This window comes from Streptomyces sp. HD, from assembly GCF_028369295.1.
Lineage (GTDB): Bacteria > Actinomycetota > Actinomycetes > Streptomycetales > Streptomycetaceae > Streptomyces.
Genome location: NZ_JAQMYP010000187.1, coordinates 1 through 473 on the forward strand (window position 1 = coordinate 1; position 473 = coordinate 473).

Here is a 473-nt window from a genome sequence, read left to right on the forward strand (position 1 = left end):
GGCCGTGGAGCTGCTGGCCGAAGAGCGAGAGTGGCCCGAGGCGGGGCGTGCGCGGCGGGCAGGTGTGTCGGCGTTCGGTGTTTCCGGCACCAACGCGCACGTCATCCTGGAGCAGCCGGCCTCCGAGGAGGCTCCCGTCGCTCTCGGGACCGTGCCTGTGCCGTCTCTGGTGCCGTGGGTGGTGTCGGGGCGCAGCGGGGCCGCTTTGCGGGCGCAGGCCGGTCGGCTGGCCGAGTTCGTGAGCGGCTCCGAGGCGCTGGGCGCTGTGGAAATCGGTGCGTCGCTGGTGCGTTCCCGGTCGGTGTTCGAGCACCGGGCGGTGGTGTGGGGCGCCGATCGTGCGGAGTTGCTGCGGGGGCTTGAGGCGGTGGCGGCGGGAGAGTCCGCTGCCGGCGCGGTCACTGGTGCGGTGGGTGAAGGGGGCCGTACTGCCTTCCTGTTCGCGGGTCAGGGCTCGCAACGCCTTGGTATGT

The 473-nt window shown here is 72.7% G+C and carries 1 protein-coding gene; it reads left to right on the plus strand.

What is annotated here, in order from left to right:
* Nucleotides 1-473 (plus strand): ketoacyl-synthetase C-terminal extension domain-containing protein (locus POF73_RS45930; RefSeq protein WP_272125501.1); only part of this gene is annotated, 473 nt, incomplete at both ends.